The sequence below is a fragment of the Pseudomonas sp. NFACC24-1 genome, from assembly GCF_900115235.1.
Lineage (GTDB): Bacteria > Pseudomonadota > Gammaproteobacteria > Pseudomonadales > Pseudomonadaceae > Aquipseudomonas > Aquipseudomonas fluorescens_AA.
Window position 1 is genome coordinate 71,173 of record NZ_FOVS01000002.1, and the last position, 15,239, is coordinate 86,411.

General features: G+C 51.3%; 14 protein-coding genes and 2 pseudogenes. 10 read left to right on the forward strand and 6 right to left on the reverse strand.

Annotation, left to right across the window (positions count from 1 at the left end):
* Positions 1-12 precede the first annotated feature (12 nt).
* The 3 genes from BM317_RS02475 to BM317_RS02485 all read left to right on the forward strand — a co-directional run bounded on the left by BM317_RS02475 (position 13) and on the right by BM317_RS02485 (position 4,693).
* Positions 13-1,260 carry a ribonucleotide-diphosphate reductase subunit beta gene (locus BM317_RS02475; RefSeq protein WP_092472969.1) on the forward strand — a complete coding sequence of 416 codons (1,248 nt, stop codon included), beginning with the start codon at positions 13-15 and terminating at the stop codon, positions 1,258-1,260.
* A 195-nt stretch (positions 1,261-1,455) separates the two neighbouring features.
* Entirely contained in the window at positions 1,456-3,642 is a 2,187-nt protein-coding gene (locus tag BM317_RS02480) for a sensor histidine kinase (protein WP_092472971.1), read from the forward strand.
* Positions 3,635-4,693, forward strand: a complete 1,059-nt coding sequence (locus tag BM317_RS02485) for a response regulator (RefSeq protein WP_092472973.1) — start codon at positions 3,635-3,637, stop codon at positions 4,691-4,693. Before BM317_RS02480 ends, BM317_RS02485 begins: the two co-directional genes overlap by 8 nt.
* Positions 4,694-4,758: 65 nt before the next feature.
* On the opposite strand, the gene BM317_RS02490 is transcribed toward BM317_RS02485, so the two are convergent.
* Entirely contained in the window at positions 4,759-6,342 is a 1,584-nt protein-coding gene (locus tag BM317_RS02490; RefSeq protein WP_092472975.1) for a DNA cytosine methyltransferase, read from the reverse strand.
* Positions 6,343-6,370: 28 nt separating this feature from the next.
* Between BM317_RS02490 and BM317_RS02495 the strand changes: the two genes are divergently transcribed.
* The 3 genes from BM317_RS02495 to BM317_RS02505 all read left to right on the forward strand — a co-directional run bounded on the left by BM317_RS02495 (position 6,371) and on the right by BM317_RS02505 (position 8,835).
* The gene (locus BM317_RS02495) at positions 6,371-6,823 is read left to right on the forward strand and encodes a very short patch repair endonuclease (protein WP_092472977.1); all 453 of its coding nucleotides are present in this window, start codon (positions 6,371-6,373) and stop codon (positions 6,821-6,823) included.
* 335 nt (positions 6,824-7,158) lie between these two features.
* Positions 7,159-7,668, forward strand: coding sequence for a BRO-N domain-containing protein (locus tag BM317_RS02500; RefSeq protein WP_092473168.1), 510 nt, complete (start codon positions 7,159-7,161; stop codon positions 7,666-7,668).
* Positions 7,669-8,088: 420 nt separating this feature from the next.
* Positions 8,089-8,835 (forward strand): DUF5677 domain-containing protein, encoded by a 747-nt coding sequence (locus BM317_RS02505; protein WP_256574027.1) that lies wholly within the window; start codon positions 8,089-8,091, stop codon positions 8,833-8,835.
* Between the two features lie 395 nt (positions 8,836-9,230).
* Here the strand turns inward: BM317_RS02505 and BM317_RS02510 are convergent, their stop codons facing one another.
* On the reverse strand, positions 9,231-9,581 hold the full coding sequence (locus tag BM317_RS02510) for a helix-turn-helix domain-containing protein (protein ID WP_092472979.1): 351 nt from the start codon (positions 9,579-9,581) through the stop codon (positions 9,231-9,233).
* Positions 9,582-9,877: 296 nt separating this feature from the next.
* Here BM317_RS02510 and BM317_RS02515 point away from each other — a divergent pair, with 296 nt between their 5' ends.
* Positions 9,878-10,867 (forward strand): hypothetical protein, encoded by a 990-nt coding sequence (locus BM317_RS02515; RefSeq protein WP_092472981.1) that lies wholly within the window; start codon positions 9,878-9,880, stop codon positions 10,865-10,867.
* Between the two features lie 34 nt (positions 10,868-10,901).
* On the opposite strand, the gene BM317_RS02520 is transcribed toward BM317_RS02515, so the two are convergent.
* The 3 genes and pseudogenes from BM317_RS02520 to BM317_RS02530 all read right to left on the reverse strand — a co-directional run.
* The gene (locus BM317_RS02520; protein WP_092175480.1) at positions 10,902-11,597 is read right to left on the reverse strand and encodes a DUF6933 domain-containing protein; all 696 of its coding nucleotides are present in this window, start codon (positions 11,595-11,597) and stop codon (positions 10,902-10,904) included.
* A 29-nt stretch (positions 11,598-11,626) separates the two neighbouring features.
* On the reverse strand, positions 11,627-11,977 hold the full coding sequence (locus BM317_RS02525) for a hypothetical protein (protein WP_092175476.1): 351 nt from the start codon (positions 11,975-11,977) through the stop codon (positions 11,627-11,629).
* Between the two features lie 39 nt (positions 11,978-12,016).
* Positions 12,017-12,533 (reverse strand): annotated as a pseudogene (locus tag BM317_RS02530) (TSUP family transporter); the annotation flags it as partial.
* Between BM317_RS02530 and BM317_RS02535 the strand changes: the two are divergent.
* Both BM317_RS02535 and BM317_RS02540 read left to right on the forward strand, forming a co-directional pair.
* A pseudogene (locus BM317_RS02535) lies at positions 12,502-12,963 on the forward strand (helix-turn-helix domain-containing protein); the annotation flags it as partial. The pseudogenes BM317_RS02530 and BM317_RS02535 overlap by 32 nt on opposite strands.
* A gap of 82 nt (positions 12,964-13,045) precedes the next feature.
* Positions 13,046-13,363 (forward strand): helix-turn-helix domain-containing protein, encoded by a 318-nt coding sequence (locus BM317_RS02540; protein ID WP_060740988.1) that lies wholly within the window; start codon positions 13,046-13,048, stop codon positions 13,361-13,363.
* Between the two features lie 17 nt (positions 13,364-13,380).
* Here BM317_RS02540 and BM317_RS02545 read toward each other — a convergent pair whose 3' ends face one another.
* Positions 13,381-14,439, reverse strand: coding sequence for an MBL fold metallo-hydrolase (locus BM317_RS02545; protein ID WP_092175473.1), 1,059 nt, complete (start codon positions 14,437-14,439; stop codon positions 13,381-13,383).
* Positions 14,440-14,628: 189 nt separating this feature from the next.
* Here BM317_RS02545 and BM317_RS02550 point away from each other — a divergent pair, with 189 nt between their 5' ends.
* Positions 14,629-15,237, forward strand: coding sequence for a TetR/AcrR family transcriptional regulator (locus BM317_RS02550; RefSeq protein ID WP_092175469.1), 609 nt, complete (start codon positions 14,629-14,631; stop codon positions 15,235-15,237).
* Positions 15,238-15,239 lie beyond the last annotated feature (2 nt).

A 15,239-nucleotide genomic window follows, 5' to 3' on the forward strand; every position in this document is an offset into this window, starting at 1 on the left:
AGACGACACGTCATGCTGAGCTGGGACGAATTCGACAAAGAAGACGGCGAAGTTGCTGTAAAAGGCGCCAACGCCGGCCACGCTTCTGAAGCCAACATGGACCGCCTCGACAGCGCCGGCGGTGCCGCCGCCCTCGAAGCCCGGGCCGTGACGGCCAACGACTCGGCCGCGATCATTCGCGCCAAGGCCGCCCTCGACAAACTCGATGTCGCCGAAGGCCTCGCCGAACTCGAAGGCGCCTCCGCCCGTGTCGCCGTCGATGAAAAGCGCATGATCAACTGCCGCGCCGACCTCAACCAGCTCGTACCTTTCAAATACGACTGGGCCTGGCAGAAGTACCTGGACGGCTGCGCAAACCACTGGATGCCGCAAGAAGTCAACATGACCGCCGACATCGCCCTCTGGAAAAACCCGGAAGGCCTGACCGACGACGAACGCCGCATCGTGATGCGCAACCTGGGCTTCTTCTCCACCGCTGACTCCCTGGTCGCCAACAACCTGGTCCTAGCCGTGTACCGCCTGATCACCAACCCGGAATGCCGCCAGTACATCCTGCGCCAGGCCTTCGAAGAGGCGATCCACACCCACGCCTACCAGTACTGCATCGAATCGCTGGCCATGGACGAAGGTGAAATCTTCAACATGTACCACGAGATCCCATCGGTCGCGAAAAAAGCCGCCTGGGGCCTGAAATACACCCGTTCGATCTCCGATCCGAAGTTCGAAACCGGCACCCCGGACACCGACAAAGAGCTGCTGCGCAACCTGATCGCCTACTACTGCGTCCTGGAAGGCATCTTCTTCTACTGCGGCTTCACCCAGATCCTCTCCATGGGCCGCCGCAACAAAATGACCGGCGTCGCCGAGCAGTTCCAGTACATCCTGCGCGACGAATCCATGCACCTGAACTTCGGCATCGACGTGATCAACCAGATCAAAATCGAAAACCCGCACCTGTGGGATGCCGAGATGAAGGAAGAAGCGACCCAGATGATCCTGCAGGGTACGCAGCTGGAGATCGAATACGCCCGCGACACCATGCCTCGCGGCGTGTTGGGCATGAACGCGGCGATGATGGAGGACTACCTCAAGTTCATCGCTAACCGTCGCCTGTCGCAGATTGGTCTGAAAGAAGAGTATCCAGGCACGACTAACCCGTTCCCTTGGATGAGCGAGATCATGGACTTGAAGAAAGAGAAGAACTTCTTTGAGACGCGAGTGATTGAGTATCAGACGGGTGGGGCGCTGAGCTGGGATTGATCAAAAAACTGCCGAAAGGCAGTTTTTTTTACTCCCAAATAAGCCAAAGCAGCGAGTTGACGCCCGATGTAGGTATCCGAAGCGCGGTATGGCAAACGAAAAATCAAAGCTACGATTCCTTGCTGGACAGCCTCTACCAACCAATAGTAGCTTACTGTCATCATCATATTTTTTTAGCCTAACAAGGAGAGACGTATGGCTAAGCTACGACCTAGGGCGCGAATAGTAAGAACTATTGGCGATCAGCTTATAAGCGGGCCAGAAGCAGCACTTATCGAGCTGGTTAAAAATGCTTATGACGCCGACTCTCCATACGTAAAAATAAAAATTATCCCGCCACAAAATGGGGACTGGGAAAATGAGCCCAGCTGGATAATAGTTTCCGATGCTGGTCACGGAATGACCTCAAATGATCTCTTAGATAAGTGGCTGGAACCTGCGACAAGTGACAAAGTAACACGAAAAACAAGCCCAATAAAACACAGGAAAATGCTCGGAGCAAAAGGTGTCGGTCGCTTTGCTACTGCTAGACTAGGAAAGCGCCTCGAGTTAGAAAGCACCACCTTAACAGCTGATCACACTCTCGAAACATCATTAATGAAAGTTGATTGGCAGCAATTCGAACAAGCAAAATATCTTGATGAAGTTGATATAGAAATAACACCCACCATTGCTGCAGAGAAACCCGGCGTCACTTTAACAATTAGCGAGCTGAAAGATACTTGGTCCCAGAAAAAACTTGAAAATCTAATCAAGGAACTTAGAAGAATGGCATCCCCCCTTTCCTCTCAAGATTCCGACTTTAAAATATTTTTAGATATCAGCGCTTTTAACAAAGACACACACAATTTCGACGGTCACGACCTACTACTCAACCCATTCGAAAAAAACTCACCTCGCAGTCCAGAACAGGTGATAACCCCCCTATCCATAGAGAGCCTTTTTCATTACAAACTTGAAGGAGAGTTTTCCGCCGACGGTGGATTCATTGGTACATTTTTAAATGATAGAGGAGACCGGGTACAACATCCCCTACACTTGCCAGCGAGCAAGCTGTATCCAGAAGAAGACAGCTGTGGCCCCGTAAAAATACGACTCAACATCTACGACAGAGAGAGCGATGCGATACAAAGCTTGTTCCAAGGCCTAGGATTTGGTGCTATGGGGCGCATGGAGTCAAGAAAACTCCTTAATGAAAATATAGGCGTCGGAATATATCGCGATGGGTTCAGAATTAGACCCTATGGCGATGCGGAAACAGATTGGCTTGAATTGGAGCGTATGCGCGTTCAAAACCCATCAAAAAAGCTGGGTTTAAATCAACTCGCTGGCATTGTTACAATAGATGATGAAAATTTATCTGGTTTAATCGAGCGAAGCAGTCGAGAGGGACTGGAACATAATGGCGCCTTCGCAAGACTAAAACGGCAAATAGCAGAGCTACTTTCTCATATTGAATCGATTCGTCAAGATTTTCGAGAACGAGCCGGACTAAGTAGAAAACCTATTGGCAGTACAAACAACGTTCATAGTAGCTCCACAATGGAGGCTACAGCTAAAGCAATTGCAGAGTTACCTACGATCTACAGAGACAAGATTGAAAAGGCGTTTATTAAGGAAACCACAGCTCTTAAAACTGCAATCGAGGATCTAGAGACGTATCAGCAAGCATTAATTTCACACTCATCTCTAGGCCTAGTGATAACGCAGGTATTACATGACGGTAGAAGATATTTATCTGACATATCTACCAGGTCGGAAGAAATCGTCAAGGACTCTCCCAGACTACTTGAAGAAAGTACTTTCGGTGAGTATATCCGAGCAAACCTTCCTGAGAATGCTAAAAACATCCTAAGCTCCGCAGGAGGTTTAAGTTCGTTGTTTAAGTCCTTAAATCCTGTATCAGGAAAAAAAAGAGGTGCTCCTAGCAAACAAGATATTGTTGGAACAATTAATCGCTGTCTAAAGCTATTCACCAAAGATTTCAAAACTGAAAAAATCAATGTAAAGTTCGACCCAGCAAGCAAGAATTTATTTTTTTTAGGCCATGACGGCGACCTTATGGCTGCATTACTTAATCTTCTAGACAACGCTACACACTGGCTATCAACATCAACATCTGACAATAGAACCATCACAATCCAGACAAAAGAACAAGATAAGTATTTACAAATATTGGTTTCTAATAATGGCCCAACGATTGATGAGCGCTACATACCCAAGCTTTTCAATGCTGGCTTTTCTTTAAAGCCTGAAGGATCAGGTATTGGACTCGCTATCGCTCGCGAAGCACTTAGAGCTAGCAAGGCTGACCTTGCATTCGATGACTCCGCAGAAGAAACGACCTTTATAATTGAAATGGTAGCGATCAAAAATGACTGAGCTCAAATTACCTACGTTATACCTATTAATAATAGAAGACGAACAATCCATGATCGACTCATGGGGACGTGTTTTCGAAAGACACAACCATGACAAGGAAAAACAGGGTTTTGGAATTGATTTCGTTACAGCAACTTCTATAGCTGCAAGTGAAGCTCTTCTTGAAGCCAGGCGCTTCGATGCAGTCATAGTAGACTTAGGCTTAAGGGGAGAAGGCGAGGCAGCCGAGTTAAACTCTGAAGGCAATAAAATAGTAAAATTCATTGTCTCATCCCAGCCCATTGGGGTAGTAATTTATACAGGTCAAATACAAGAGGCTGAAGACTTCTCAAAATATTTCGTTAAAGTCATTGACAAAAGCAACGGCCAACACAAAGTCCTAGAGTGGATAGAGGAAAATAAAAGCGTATTTTTGGGTATAAGAGAAACTGAAATTGCCTTCAGAGGTGAAACAGCGCGCGTCTTCTTTAGTCAAATTTGGCAACGATGGAAATTTTGGACTGATGGTGCTAAAACCTCCGGGGAAGACATCTCCAAACCTGTCGCCCGTCATATTTTGGCTCATGTACACGATGCATTGCTAAGTGCTGATGAGGACATGGCTCATCCAGAAGAGGCTTATTTTATGCCTCCACTAAAGGATCGGCTAGACACTGGTGATCTAGTAACCATCGATGGAGAGAAGTGGATTATTGTCAGTCCACGATGCGATCTGGCCAATCCAAAAAAAGTGGATACTATTCTGTTAGCGCGTTGCGTTGAACATATCAAAGTCTGGACTGAAACCAAAGACAAAGACAAAAATAGAATAATCCAACATGAAGGCTCACCAAAACAACACTTTCTTTTCCCTCTTCGAGACAACGAGGGAAATGCTCATGGGCCGTGGATGGTGCAATTCCACAACATCAAATCTCTACCTACAGCAGAAGCAATGAGCGTTTTGCCTACTTTAAGGTTCGCATCTCTATCTCCGCTCTTTGTACCATCTTTGGTAGAACGTTTCGGTAGCTATTTCAGCAGAATTGGCACGCCTGGCTTCTCCAGTTAACCCTAAAAAATTTGGCTCCCTGTACTGTTGTACAGGGACTCTTCAAAATTGCTAAATCATGTCTTCTAAACCCGACTCATCAAGATTTTCTTTATCACCTCTGCTATCTGTAGTGCCAAAAGCGGTGGAACAGCATTTCCGACCTGATGGTATTGCTGTGTACGATTCCCCATAAAAAAATAATTATCTGGAAAAGTTTGAATTCGGGCTGCCTCACGCACAGTTAAACTGCGACACTGTTTCGCATCATAGTGGATAAAATAATGGCCATCTTTGGAAATATGGCTCGTTATCGTCGATGAAGGCGCCGACTTTATCTGAACCTTAAATCGATCACAAAACTTTCCCGTTTTCCAGTTTTTATGATCAGGAGCTAGACCAGGGAGATCAAATTCAGCGTGTCCCTTTGGAGATCGACCATGTGCGTCAGCAAAAATTGCCGCATAAACATATCTCCTCAGATCAGAGCTCATATGTCCACGCGCCTGATGATTCAGCCATACACTTAATTTATCATCCTTGAACCATTTATCAAGATCCACTCTTCCCGTATCACCATTCCATCCGGGAGACGTTTTTTCTCTATTAGACCCACTCCCGTAACAATCTCCCTGAAAAGAAGAGAGAGCAATTTTAAGACTTTTTTCTAAAAGCGGATCCTTATCTTCTTTTAACGAACACGCAAGATAAAGCTCTTCTATATGCCGCATGACTTCTGCATACCAAGCGTCGACTGAGTCTACTGCTTTAGTTAGCGTACTCCGCAAAGGGGGAAGTTTCCCAATTAAATCCCCAACTCCCACGCCCTTACTAGGCTTTAGACACACCCCATTCAACCCATTGGGAAAGTCTTCCGAAACCCCAACCAAAATTACTCGATGACGGCCTTGGGGAATCCCATACTCATCTGCCTTTATTACAAAGTTACTGAAGTTTACCGAATCAATGTCATTTCCACTTTCATATGTTTCACCTGTCACCAATGAGCATATCTTGTATTTTGTCTTCCCCGTATCCGGAAGTCCAAGGGCAGAGTCGGGGTCAGCAAGATCCTGTAAAATTTTTGAAAAAATCAGCTCACCATTTATTTTAGACGAGAGAATACCTTTGACGTTCTCCATTACAAATATAGCAGGCCGCTTACTTTGAATTATCCTTAAATATTCTAAATAAAGAAAATGACGATGATCCTCTTCTGGCTTATACTCCGCCTTCCCTCTATTTCTAGACCTGCCCACCAAAGAGTATGCTTGGCAAGGAGGACCACCGATCAGAACCCACGGTTCGTTATGTTTAAGCTCATTATCCAGAACGCTATCTAAATCTTTATTTCCCTCAGGACTCCCGAGCTTTATCAAACGGGCCTCTATATTAGCGGCATCCCACTCCTCTTTGCTCTTTGCAGTCCATGGTAGAGCTCGCTCTGAGGACTCACAGAATCTATAATAATCCTCTAGCGCCTCGGAATTGCTTCTCTTCAGCTGTCGAAAAAACGCACGTAACCTTAAAGTGGATCGGGCTGCAGGATCCACTTCAGCGGAAACTATAGTCTTAAATGCTTTACCGTCATCAACAGAAGCAAAACCTTCCCCCAAGCCTCCAGGGCCAGCAAATAGATCTACTATCTGCCAAGGTTCATGATTACTCATTAGATATTTCTACTTGAGGGTTTACGAAATGGATGTGGTCGACAAGGCAACGCGGTCCAGAATGATGAGCACCATCAAAGGCAAAAATACCTACCCCGAAATGATCGTCAGAAAATTTCTTCATGCAAATGGCTACCGCTTCCGCCTTCATCGGAAAGACCTTCCTGGAAATCCAGACATTGTAATGCCCAAGCTAAGGACCTGTATATTTGTCCATGGATGTTTCTGGCATCGCCATCCAAATTGCACCTTCGCAACGACGCCAAAGACGCGTACAGAATTTTGGCAACAGAAATTTGCAAAAAATGTTGAGCGTGATTTGAAAAACCTCTGTCAGCTTCGCAGTCAGGGCTGGTCCGTGTTAGTCATTTGGGAGTGCGATCTTAAGCTAGGTAGCGCTGTACTGGTAAGCCTGCTCACAGAACTGAAAACGATATCCATCCGTATGTCCCAATCAGTCTCGTCGGATCGCAGCACTTGACCCTCAAGGAGTCTTCTCCTAACCTCCTCCTGAGCCTAAGAAACTCTACAACCAGAGCGGCCCTCCGCACCCGACAGTCAGCGGCTTTTTTTCGCCTGCGGTTTCTCTACGCCTGCGAAAATTCCCCGTTATGTCGGGAGTGGGCGAATACAAGACCCGAAAGGGGAATATGTCCGGCCCGTCTCTGGTGGGTTTCTTAGCTCCCGACACCCATAACGAATGCCCTAAGAAAGCAGCCAGAGGTAAAGGATATGCCTGCAAACCTGACCTTCAAGATGAAGGTAACCAGCCCTACCCGCACGTCAGCTCATGCACAGCCGTTTCTGGGGCCTGCCATGTCTGACCCGCTAATTCCTACTCAATTTATTCGACACAATATCCACCTGCATGCCCTCCTGGTTGAAAACCAGGCCTGGTTCAGCGCCTCCGATTTAGGGCGTTTGATGAGCAAGCACCTCGATGAACGCATGACCCGCAAGCTTGACCCTGACCAACGTCGGATGATGCTCGTGCATGTCCACGGGTTGACCGAAGAGCGTCTGATGCTGAGCGAGTCAGGCGTTTATGCGTTGCTGGTTTATCACTACTGTCCCGAGTATCGGTTACTGCGTGAGTGGATCACGCATCAGGTAGTGCCTACGCTGCGGGATGAGCGCTGCTCACATAAGGTGGAGCGGCCTACGTTGAGCGTGCTGGACTGGCCGAAGATGTCGCTCTGCATGCTGCATTGGCAGGATGAGCCATGGATTCGCTTGCGGGATATGCCCGCGGTGCTGGTGGATGATCCGTTTAGTCAGCATGAATCTTGGTGGCGGAAAGCATCGCGGGTTTTGAGAGGGTTTTGACATTGAGATGCCGTCGTCCTCGCTCGGGCGACGGTTTCTATTGCCTCCAGGGAATTTGGAGCTGCTTTAAGGCCCAGTGCACGCCCTATCCGCAGCGATCTTTACGGGAGAAGAACTTTCCATGTTTGGCTGCTCAATTGATGACATAAAAGAGGCGGGCTTCCTCGGGATACACTGATGTACCCTACAAGGGAGATGACAAAAGCGTTCAGCGGCTCGGATTATTGCAGAAGAAATTTATGGGCAACGAAATGATAGAACAATACTTTTCTAAATATAACATCCACCTAACTCTAGGGATTAACCATGCAACACCTCATTTATTCATCCCTAGACGTATATTCCCAGCTACGAGACGAGTTGCAGCGAGTTATTGAGAAAACGAGAGAAATCGACCCTAAATATTCCTCGCACGCGGGAATGGTTTTACATTACTACTCAGAGAGATGCCAGTCCATAAACCTCCTTCTTCAGGAATGGAAGCTCTGGGACTGCGATATCATAATGCGGTCGGCACTTGAGTGTGCTACTCGGTTCTTATTTGTAAGTATCGCGCCCCCAGATGAGCGCGGATTACGTATAGACGAATACTCCGTATTCTTGAATCAAATCGAAGATCTTCAGCGTTCAGAGAGGGCTAAACCCTTTGCTACCGAGTCAAATAATCAAGACACTCAGATGCTCATTGGCGGTGTTATTCTGAGCCCCGACCAAGAGGCCGAGCTTCGCGCAAAGTGGCCAAAGTCCAAGCGAAACGCTCTTAAGCAAAAGTGGTCATTTACCGAAATGGCCCGTGTTCTTTGTGAGTTCCACGATGATGGGCTTGATTTACGAGGGTACAAGTCTTTTTTACATGGCTATGGTATCAGCAGTCACTTCATACATGCAGACCAGACAGCAATGGACCTCATCTGGGATCGTGCTACAAGAGAACCACAAGAAAGGGCACTTCTTGAGAACGCGCATTTTGCCGGCCTTGCTACGGAACCGGTTTCAATTTTATTCCTTTGCTGGCGGGCAATGGTGTATGCAACCGGTATTGATTCTTCGAGAAAGGATATTGTTCAGAATGTCCTGGCGCTGAATGGGCAAGCAGACATTTACCATCGAGAGTTTGCCGAGTCGCAAGTACATCGTTACAACAAATCGGACGACACTACAGCCTAGTTTGACAATTGAGTAACAACAGCTGATATCCACGCTCGGGCGGCGATTTTTGTTGCCCAAGGAACGGGCTACCTATATCGCAGCCCAGCGGGAGCAAGCTCCCTCGCCACAGGTATCGGGTCATAGGTTGGTGTAGGGCTTGGTTGCTGTGTTGTTTTGAGAATCGCGGGCAGGTTTCCACGGCTTTGGGATGCGGAATAGTGGTTTCAGGAAACACCCTGTTTCTGTTGGGCGAAAAAGAACACATGGGGATATGCAATGACGGAAAAAATAAAGTGAGGCCTTCGAGTCGATTCACAGTTCGGCTGAAGCACTGCTGAAAATCGACGCTATCGACGAGGCGACCATGGGGGAATTCGACCAAGCTTGCATTGTTGAAGTGCCTGTTGACCCGCCTATTGACGACGAGGCTTAGTGCCACGAATGGGTGCATTAGAGGCAGGCTTTTCCTGCCCAAGCGGCGGCGTGTAAATGGTTTGTGGCGCTCTGGTCAGCCCGAGACGCAGTCCGAACTTCCTCATGATGGCGTCAATGGTGCTGAGGGTCGGATTACCCTTGTCCTTCTCGATCTGGTACAGGGCTTTGGTCGACATCTTGCACATCAGTGCAAAGGTTTCCTGGTCCAAACCGGTGACCTCGAATCGTAGCCGGCGAACGGCGGTTCCCAGGGTTTCGTTTCCCGTCGCGTGCTGGGTCGAGATATCTTCAAGCAGTGCCTGGCGACCTTCGGGGGTGTATTCTTTCATTGATTTTCTCGTTCGACCGGGCGCTCATCTTTCAGCAATATAATTCCGATTAGCCAAGGGTTTCACCGCGTAACCGGCATTATTATGCCGGTTGTCTTGGGGCTGCTTTGCAGCCCAGCGGGGATAAATCCCCTCGCCACAGGGTTGGTGTCGAGCTGAGGATATCAATAAAATCTCGGGCGCTGTCCATGGCCGGGGCATTGCTGCAGATGTTGCACCGAGTTGAAAACAATCAGTGCAACCCACCCCGTCTCCCGCTATTAATATCCTTTCCCCCTCAAGGCCCCGAGTCCGCAATGAAATTCGACCTCGCCTACTGCCGCAGCCTCGACGACAAGCTGTCGATCTATGACGTGCGCGATCTGAATTTCGACGAGACGGTGGCGTTCGACTCCGCGAAAGAACAGTTCCAGTGCCCCAACGATGCCTGTCGGGCGGCGTTTGATGAGGAGAATCGGCTGACGACGCTCAATGCCAAGAGCGTCAATTACATTCGCACGCCACATTTCAAGAACCAACCAACGACCCAGCATATCGAGGGCTGCCCTTATGTCAGTCCGAAAACACCGGGGTTGGGTGCGCAGAGTGGCGAGGCGGAAACGGACGACGACCGCGAAGAGCATTTTCCGTCGGAGCTGTTGCTGACTCGGCGTCAGTACGTGCGTAAACCGTCCGATCTGCCGAAGGATGTTGAAGCGACTCGCCCTACGTCCCTCTCTGTATCGCCCCACGGTGACAACACTCATTCCGCCCAGGACTCGACACCGGACAAGACCAGTGTCTTCGCCCACCCGGTGGAATGTTTCGTCTCGAATTTCGATAACAAGGATTTGCTCAAGCGCATGCCGCTGAAGATCGGCGAGCACACGGCGCCCTATGGATCGTTCTTCAAGAAGATCGAGTACTTGCAGGACAACAAGGGCTTGATCTACTGGGGCAAGATCAAGGAGATCAAGGATTACACGCTGAGCTTTCGCATCGATTTCGAAGCAAAGGCCTGGTTCAAGCAAGCGGACGAGGCAAAAAAGAAGCCTTACTCAGTCAATGTTTACCTGAGCAAGAAGCTGATCGACAACTACCGCAAGCGCAAAGCGTTCCTGGCAGAAATCAAGCACGCCATCGACAGTGATGCGCCGTTGTACTGCTTCTTTTATGGCGTGACGCCGGAGTTCAAGCAGGTGCCGAGCAAGAAAAACCCCGACCAGACGTTCGGGGTGTTCAGCGCCAATATCGAGAACCTGGACCACTTCATTATTCGGGAGGCGCCGGGATTGGCCGACAAGTAACTTCGTCCAGGGTGGTTGTAGCGCTACGCCTTCTTCATTGCGCTCCTTGAGCAAGTTGCCGTTCGAACGCCCATATCTCTCGTTTCACTTCCATACGCCGCTCACGGGCTGCCTGGGCGGCGGACTCATCCAGACCGCCGTAACGCCGCAACCAGTGCACGATCATTTCCTCATCCGGAAAGTAATAGCCCTTATGACCTTTGCTGCTTCTCGGGGTGTCGTTCATATCGCCATCGAAGCGGCCCGCAGCGTATTCATCTGCGGGTAACGTGCCCCATTCGGCGGCACAGTCCTCGAAAATCCAGGAAATTTCGTTGATGTGCTTTTGCGCACCGCGATGACCGCGTTTGTAAAAAACATACTCACGGCAACTTTTCTGGAAGCGCTCCATCATCGGCTCGTCATCGACCCAGCGAAGGAGGTCGTGCTGTCCCGCGTGACGCATCAAGCCATTGATCCATCGCTCTGAAAACCGTTGAATAAAACCTTCGACATCAGCTTTTTTAGCATCGGCGAAAATCATGCAATAACGGGTTTGCACATGGATGACGAACAACACATGTTTGCGTTGCACGGTGATTGCATGAACCAGCCACTGTTCGGCGAGCTCACCCACCTCATCATCCTCTATGACGGATGAGGGTGGCTTTCCCACTGGCGTGATTTTCTTACCTTTGTTTACGCGGCTGAAGAAGGCGCAGGCCGCTTCAGTACAGTTGAAGATCAACATTCAGGTCCTCAGGAAAATACTTGAAAAAACTAGGCGTCTTCAGCCCATTCAATCTCATACGGCTGGCGAACAGCGTCGGAAATCCTTTCACGTAACTCGTCACTCAGAACCGCCAATTCCTGATCGTCCAGCAGGTCATAGGCAATCATCAATCTGAGCGATAAGGAAATCTCTCGGCGTCGGCCTACATTGAATGCCATTGCCATGTCCTTGTCCCGATTGCGCATAAAGCGATAGAGCGTACGATATCGCGCTTGAGCTGATAGCGCGTCGTTCTGAGCGATCGTCTGGGCATTAGCAAGAACACCTTGGCAAAAGCGGTCCAGCGCCAGATCGTAAAGGTGGTTGTAGTTTTTCCAGTCACTGTCGGATGTTGGCATGGAGCCCCCTTACTAGATGAGCAACGCCGTACAGAAGCCTTACTCTGTCAACATTATCAGCATCACGATACCTAACAATCCAATGTAGACCCAAGCATGAAGTCGATCCGGTATCCGCCCGATCCACGGCGTTGCCAGGCGGATGCCCAATAACGCCCCTAGCGTGAGTACAGCGAAGGCCAGCAAATCGACATAACCGACGAACCACGGCCCGAGGTCTGCTCCGGTGAAAGCGGCCAAGGCCATGCAGGTCACGGTGCCGGCCAGAGCGACAGGCAGGCTCAGCGGATTAGCCATGGACGTAGCCTGGGACATGTTCAAACCACATCGGCGCAGCAGCGGCACGGTCATGACACTTCCCCCCCAGGAATGTGGCAATGATTCCGACAGCGGTAACCCCCAACGTCGTTTCCATTGTCGACAGGGGTCGTGGGTCGGCATCCCTGGCGCGTGTCAGAAAACCTCGCCGCTGCAGGCAATCCAGAATGGTCAGGCCCAAGTAGGCAATGAAGGCGTAGCGGATAATCTCGCCGCTCATCCAGGTGGAAGCCGTGGCGCTTGCGCCGGACTACGACGAGGCTGGACGCGATGACGCGCTGATCGATCTGCTGCTGCACGAACTGCTGCGCAGCGTCCATCTGCCACTGCACCTTCCATTGCCCCAAGACCCGCGCCTGCTCGGCCTGTGCCAGGCGTTCCTGAAACACCCCGACACCCATGCCTCGCCCGTGCAATGGGCGGCGCAATTGCATATCAGCCTGCGCTCATTCAATCGCCTGTTCAGCCGGCAGACCACACTGAGTTTCAGCCAGTGGCGGCAGCAGGCCTGTGTCATGGCGGCGTTGGCCCGTTTGGCCGAAGGGGATTCGGTGACGTGTATAGCCCTGGATCTGGGCTACGACAGCCCCGCTGCGTTTTCCACCATGTTCCGTCGGGTGCAGGGTCACGCACCGAGCGCCTGGCAGGAGAAGACCACCGGTCATTGATCAAAAAATGAGATTGATCAGGATTCAAAACAACTGTACAAAAACACAGTATTTTTTGAATCCCACAGCTTTGGAGCACCCCATGGCCTCTCTCGCAATCAAAACCACCCTGGAACGCATCGCTGTCTATCAATTCACCCCGGCTCACAGTGCGCAGGCCCGAGCCATGCTGGGCTGGAGTGTCGAGGAGCTGTCCCGGCAATCCGGCGTCTCGGTCCAGGCCATCCGCCGCTTCGAGGCCGGTGGCGAGTTGCTCGATGTTACCCGCCTGGCCCTGGCGTTTCGCCTGGAGGCCGAGGGGCTGGTGTTCTTCCCCGGCTTCGCACCGGGGCGCGGCATGAACATCAAGGGCGCGACGCCGGACCCGATGGGGCGGCCCGATTACGCGATGATCGAATAACACCGTCTGCGCACATGCTAGGCGATACCGGCCTGGTCCTGGTACGCCGAGGGTTCTACGTCCAGCCACCAGGCGCGGCCACGTTGCGGCTGCGCCAGGGTGAATGCTTCGCCCATTTGCGGTGTGGTGATGCAAACGTTGCGCTCCCAGGCCAGGGCCAGGATGCGATCGAAAGGTTCATACCAGGCATGCATCGCCAGGTCGAACGTGCCGTTGTGGATCGGCAGCAGCCAGCGGCCCTTCAGGTCGATATGAGCCTGCAGTGTCTGCTCCGGCTGCATGTGGACATGGGGCCAATCGACGTTATAGGCGCCGGTTTCCATCAGCGTCAGATCAAAGGGGCCGTATTGTTCGCCAATGCGTTTGAAACCCTCGAAGTAGCCGGTGTCGCCACTGAAGAAAATTCGCGTGGCGCCGTCGATCATCACCCACGAGGCCCATAAGGTGCTGTTGCTGTCGAACAGGCCGCGACCGGAAAAATGCTGGGAGGGCGTGGCGATGAACTCGATGCCGTCCACCTCGGTGCCTTGCCACCAGTCCAGCTGACGCACCTTGCTGGCATCGATACCCCATTTGATCAGGGTATCGCCCACGCCAAGGGGAGCCAGGAAGTGGCGAGTCTTGGCCGCCAGCTTGAGGATTGCCTGATGATCGAGGTGGTCGTAATGATCGTGGGAAAGGATCACCGCTTCAATCGGCGGCAACTCTTCCAGGCTGATGGGCGGCTGGTGAAAACGCTTGGGGCCGACCCATTGCACGGGTGAAGCACGTTCGGAGAACACCGGGTCGGTCAGCCAGAATTTGTCCCGCAGCTTGAGCAACACGGTGGAGTGGCCGAGACGGAAGACGCTGTGATTCGGCGCGGCCAGCAACGCGGCGCGCGTCAGCGGTTGAACCTCGATGGTGCCCGCCGGCCGGGTAGCGCGCGGCTTGTGGAAGGTCATGTTCCAGATGATGCGCAGGGTCGTGCCGAACCCTTGCCGCGGAGTGAAGGCGTGATTGCGATACTTGCCCTGTTCGTGCCGGGATAAATGTTGGGCAGACGGGCTATCGGTCGAAAAAGAGGGAATGGTCATGGTGCGATAACTCCAAGGACGTCGTCGCAATTGCGCTTCGCCGTTGTGGGACGCTGGATGGCCGTTGCATGCACGCTCAGCCGTTTGACACAGAAACTACACCACTCGGTGTAGTTTCTAGATTGCATGAATGCCGGGAGCAAGTAAACTGCCGAGTGTAAGTTCTCTTCTCTCAACCGACGAATGCCCATGACCGTACCGCAGCGCCTTACCGAGCGAAAACGCGAAGCCATCCTCCAGGCCGCGATTGCTGAATTCCGTAGCAGCGGTTTCGAGATCACCAGCATGGACAAGATCGCGGCGACTGCCGGCGTATCGAAGCGCACGGTGTATAACCATTTCCCCAGCAAGGAAGAACTGTTTGCCGACATTCTGAATCGGTTATGGAACAGCATCACCGCAGAACAAGACATGCCCTACAGCTCGCAAACGCCGCTGCGGGAGCAGCTTCAAACGTTGCTGCAAGCCAAGCTGCACCTGCTGGCGGACGAGAACTTCCTCGACCTGGCGCGCATCGCCATCGCCGCAACGATTCATTCCCCGGAGCGGGCCCAGGACATGGTGTCGCGCATGGGGCAGCGTGAAGAAGGCCTGACGGCCTGGATTCGCCAGGCTCAGGCCGATGGTCGGTTGAAGCCTGTGGAGCCGGCATTTGCCGCCCAACAAATGCATGGGCTGCTCAAGACGTTCGCCTTCTGGCCGCAGGTTTCCATGGGGCAACCGAGCCTGACCCAGGAGGAGCAGACCCGTGTGATCGAATCGGCACTCGACATGTTCCTGAGTCGTTACCAGGCCTGATC